6 protein-coding genes are annotated in these 3,942 nt (G+C 55.9%); all 6 read left to right on the top strand.

Annotated features, from left to right (window positions below; genetic code table 11):
- Positions 1–83: 83 nt before the first annotated feature.
- The gene (locus NQU42_RS08260; RefSeq protein ID WP_296610589.1) at positions 84–821 is read left to right on the top strand and encodes a sugar phosphate nucleotidyltransferase; all 738 of its coding nucleotides are present in this window, start codon (positions 84–86) and stop codon (positions 819–821) included.
- A 149-nt stretch (positions 822–970) separates the two neighbouring features.
- Positions 971–1,135, top strand: a complete 165-nt coding sequence (locus tag NQU42_RS08255) for a hypothetical protein (RefSeq protein ID WP_296610587.1) — start codon at positions 971–973, stop codon at positions 1,133–1,135.
- A 179-nt stretch (positions 1,136–1,314) separates the two neighbouring features.
- The gene (locus NQU42_RS08250) at positions 1,315–1,545 is read left to right on the top strand and encodes a type II toxin-antitoxin system HicB family antitoxin (protein ID WP_296610585.1); all 231 of its coding nucleotides are present in this window, start codon (positions 1,315–1,317) and stop codon (positions 1,543–1,545) included.
- A 291-nt stretch (positions 1,546–1,836) separates the two neighbouring features.
- Complete coding sequence (locus NQU42_RS08245) at positions 1,837–2,031, top strand: hypothetical protein (RefSeq protein ID WP_296610584.1); 195 nt, start codon at positions 1,837–1,839, stop codon at positions 2,029–2,031.
- 168 nt (positions 2,032–2,199) lie between these two features.
- A complete protein-coding gene (locus tag NQU42_RS08240; protein ID WP_296610583.1) occupies positions 2,200–2,526 on the top strand; it encodes a nucleotidyltransferase domain-containing protein in 327 nt (108 codons plus the stop codon).
- Positions 2,527–2,680: 154 nt separating this feature from the next.
- On the top strand, positions 2,681–3,942 hold a 1,262-nt coding region (locus NQU42_RS08235; RefSeq protein ID WP_296610581.1), incomplete at its 3' end, for a UDP-glucose/GDP-mannose dehydrogenase family protein.

Genomic DNA, 3,942 nt, shown 5'->3' with positions numbered 1-3,942 from the left:
GCGGGGCACGACATGCGCATCCTGATATTCGGCGCTGAGGGCCAGCCGGGCGTCAGCATACCCTGTAGATGGAGAGAGGATTGATGTTAAATATGGGGGTCATACCCGCGGCCGGCTCGGGCACGCGCCTTGGACCGTTCACTAACGCGATACCGAAGGAGCTTCTGCCGGTGGGAGAAAAGGCTGTCATAGAGCACGTTGTCGAGGCGATGAGGCTTTCTGGCATCGAGGATATAGCGATCGTCTGCAGCCCGCACAAGCACGGCCTCTGCGATTACCTGGGATCCGGCAGACGCTTCGGCGTGCGTCTTGTCTACGTGATGCAGGACGAGCGGAGGGGGCTGGGGGATGCTGTGCTCTCTGCGGAGCACGTCATCGACGACAGCTTCGCGGTCGTACTCGGGGACAACTTCTTCCATCCCAAATCGTTTCTGAGTGAGCTGATAACGTACCACATGGATAGAAACGCGGACGCAACCCTGGGCGTCGCAGAAGTCGAGGATGTGACCAGGCACGGAATCATAAAGCCAGATGGCGATAGAATCACGGACATCGTGGAGAAGCCAGCGCCGGCGAGTGCGTTCAGCAATCTCGGATCCATCGGGATATACGTCTTCACTCCCGATATCTTCGATGCGATAAGGGAGACAGAGCCAGGGTACAGGGGCGAGATCCAGCTAACGGATGCTGTGAAAGTGATGATCGATAACGGCAAGAGGGTCATATACAGGAAAATCGACGGGATCCACATCGATGTTGGCACTCCAAAAGACCTGATGAGGGCGAACGACTGGTACCTGAGAAACGTAATGATGCGCTGATCGCTCTCACATTGTCATCTCACATTGTCATAAATCTGGGAAAAATCACACATGGAGCTGCTGGAGCTGGTCCACGCCCTTGAGAAGGCTCTAGGCGTCCGAGCGCAGATAAGGCATATGCAGGAGCAGCCCGGGGACGTCCCGCAGACGTGTGCGGATGTGGGGAAGGCGGAGAGGCTGCTGGGTACGGGCCGAAAACGCGGTTCGAGGATGGGCTCGCCCGCACAGTGGATTGGTATCTGAGCAACAGGAGATGGGTGGAGGGCGTGATAACCGGCGAGTACCTGGAGTACTGCCGGAGGGTGTACGGTTGAGCAGCGATCCGCTCGTAAAAGTTCAGAAAACATAAAAAGGGTGCTGGTGAGCTGTTGAAGATAGGCTTGATAGCACAAAAGCGGTTGAAGTAGATGGGATTTATAAATAGGATCGCATCTAAAAAAGGCAGGCTTGACTGAGGAGGAGTTCCTGAGATTATTAAAATAGGGGTGAGAGAATGGAATATACTGTACTGATTTATCAATCGGAAGAAGGTGGTTTTTGGGCAGAAGTTCCGGCCCTGCCTGGCTGCTATTCTCAGGGTGAGACGATTGAGGAGGCCATGGAAAATATAAAAGAGGCGATCGAAGCGCACATACTGGCCCTGAAAGAGGACAGGAAGGAGATACCCATAGAAGAGACGTTCTTCATTGGAAGGGTAAAGGTGGAAGTGGCTGCTGTTGTGTGAATGGATGCGCGTGAAGCGGTGCCTTGCGAAATTTGACTGGGTGGAGGGCGTGATAGCCGGCGAGCATCTGGAGTACTGCGAGAGGGGTGTACGGGTCCCAAGCGGAGATCTCAGGAGAGCGTTTGAGCAACAGTGTGAAAGACATGACCAAATACCGGTTCTGCATTGTGGTTGAGTAAGACGAGGAGATCGTGATGCGCGCGGGGAGAAAGCCTGATTAAGGAGAGCTGAAAGCTAGGGGATAAGGATAATGTTATCCATGGGCTGAGAATTCGGGAGATGTTCGATAGCATGGCGCGAAGGGTTGTATTCAGGGCAGAGTTCTTCAAGGAGGGCGATCTTTATGTAGGGCTCGTCCCCGAGCTTGACGTCTCGAGCTTCGGAGAAAGCCTGGATGAGGCAAAGGTCTCCCTTAAAGAAGCAGTAGAGGCTTTCCTGGAGGAGTGTGAGGCTATGGGAACGCTGGAGGAGGTTCTTCATGAGTGAACGGACCGGGGCTGGAACCTGCCTTTGATGTGATTCACATGGATTTTCTTGTGAGGGAGCATGGGCTTCGTGGTGTGGGGAGGCGGGCGAGGGGAGCTGGCCGAGGGTGGCAATCACAGTGCTGAACTGGAACGGGTGGCGGGATGTGCTTGGGCATGTGGAGGATTTATGAGAGAGCTATCTCCTGACCTGCTGAAAGAGATTGTGAGAAGGCTGGTAGAAGGTCTTCATCCGGAGAAGATCATCCTCTTTGGTTCACATGCCTATGGAAGCCCCACTGAGACAAGCGATATCGACCTGATGGTTGTAGTTCCAGAATCAGACCAACCCCGTTATCGCCGAGCACAAGAGGCTTACGGCTGTCTCTGGGGGCTTACAGCTCCTGTTGAGATATTGGTATTGACCCGAAAGGAGCTGGAGGAGCTGGAGCGGGTGCCAGCCTCATTGGGGTCTCAAGTCCTTCACCGAGGTAAGGTCATTTATGGAGGAGGCTAAACGGAAAGAGGTCAGGCAATTGTTTATCCTGCGATTGCCGGAGGAGGTCAAGCCATGAGCTGGAATAACCACTCTGGAGATACGACAGGAACCCGGGCGCGGACTATCTCAGGAAGGCATTGCCGGAGAAAAGATTGAGGAGATCAGAGTGAGTATGAATCTTGCAATCGTTGGAGCAGGCTATGTCGGGCTCACGACGGGAGCTGCGCTCGCCTATCTCGGCAATCGCGTGATATGTGTGGAGAAGGATCGCAGCAAGCTCTCACTGCTGGGGAATGGGATCTGCCCCATCCTGGAGCCCGGGCTGGCGGAGATGATGGGCATGCTGAGATTCACCTCTGATCCTCACGAGGCCATCCCAGATGCAGAGGTGATAATGATCGCGGTCGGGACGCCCTCGCGGGAGGACGGCAGCTCTGACACGCGATACGTCGAGGATGCGGCGCGCGAGGTCGCAGAGGCGATGGAGGATGGCAGGAGCTACACGGTGGTCATGAAGTCCACGGTCCCTGTCGGGACGAACAGGCGTGTGGCTCATATCATCGGAGATCAGCTACGGAGGAGAGACAAGCGCTCGAATGTCAATGTGGTCTCAAACCCCGAGTTCCTGAGCGAGGGTCAAGCGCTGCGCGATTTTCTCTACCCGGATCGGATTGTGGTGGGCGCAGAGTCTCCGGAGGGCGTGGATGTTATGCGCCGGTTATACAGACCGATCCTGGAGCAGAGCTTCGAGCCTCCGGTTGGGCTGCCGCGCCCTTCCGGGTATTCCCAGCCGCCCCTTATCGCCACAGACACTGTGAGCGCAGAGATGATCAAGTACGCATCCAACGCATTTTTAGCTGTCAAGATCTCATTCATCAACGAGATCGCGGCTCTGTGCGAGCGGGTCGGGGCTGACGTGCAGGAGGTGGCGCGCGGGATGGGGCTTGATCCCAGGATCGGCACGCGGTTTCTGCAGGCTGGTGCAGGCTGGGGAGGAAGCTGCTTTCCAAAGGATACCGCAGCCCTGGTAGCTCTCGGACAGGAGCTTGGTTGTGAGATGCCGATAGTCCTGGCTGCCAGAGAGGTGAATTTCCGGCAGCGGAGAAGGCTGGTGGAAAAGCTGCAGAATGCGCTTTTAGGCGTCAGGGGCAGGGTGATAGGCGTTCTCGGGATATCGTTCAAGCCATGCACCGATGACATCAGGGAGGCGCCAGCTCTTGAGATAATTAAGCTCCTGATCGAGCGCGGGGCACACGTGCGGGCTCACGATCCTGCGGCAATGGAGAACGCCAGGAATGCCCTTCAGGAGGTCGAGTTCTTCGAGGATCCGTACAGGATGGCAGATGGCGCGGATGCTCTGGTCCTGCTCACAGAATGGCCCGAATACAGGGAGCTGGATCTCTCAAAGATTGCTAAAACGATGAGAACGCCGGT

Origin of the sequence: Methanothrix sp. (assembly GCF_024518575.1) — an archaeon.
GTDB lineage: Archaea > Halobacteriota > Methanosarcinia > Methanotrichales > Methanotrichaceae > Methanothrix_B.
Note: the sequence above shows the minus strand (reverse complement) of the source record. Positions and strands in the feature narration are given on the sequence as shown.